Origin of the sequence: Skermanella aerolata KACC 11604 (assembly GCF_000936425.1) — a bacterium.
GTDB lineage: Bacteria > Pseudomonadota > Alphaproteobacteria > Azospirillales > Azospirillaceae > Skermanella > Skermanella aerolata.
In genome coordinates, this window is sequence record NZ_AVFK01000212.1 from 1 (window position 1) to 460 (window position 460).

Sequence of the window (460 nt, forward strand, 5' to 3'; positions counted from 1 at the left end):
ATGCAATCGAACAAGATCGCCAAGCTCGGCATCGGCTACGTGCCGGAGGAGCGCGGCATCTTCTCCAGCCTCAACGTGGAGGAGAACCTGATGCTGCCGCCGACCATCAAGCCGGGCGGCATGACGGTGGAAGCGATCTACGACCTGTTCCCGAACCTCAAGGAGCGGCGGCGGAGCCAGGGGACGCGGCTGTCGGGCGGCGAGCAGCAGATGCTGGCGATCGGCCGCATCCTGCGGACCGGCGCCGACTTCATCCTGCTCGACGAGCCGACCGAAGGTCTGGCGCCGGTCATCATCCAGCAGATCGGCAAGGTCGTGCGCGAGCTGAAGCAGCGCGGCATGACGATCCTGCTGGTCGAGCAGAACTTCCGCTTCGCCGCCACCATCGCCGACCGCCACTACGTGATGGAGGAAGGCAACATCGTCGACATGATCCCGAACGACCAGCTCGAAGCGAATA

1 protein-coding gene is annotated in these 460 nt (G+C 64.6%); it reads left to right on the forward strand.

Annotated features, from left to right (window positions below):
* The coding region (locus tag N826_RS39260) for an ABC transporter ATP-binding protein (protein ID WP_044438112.1) at positions 1-460 on the forward strand (460 nt) is incomplete at both ends.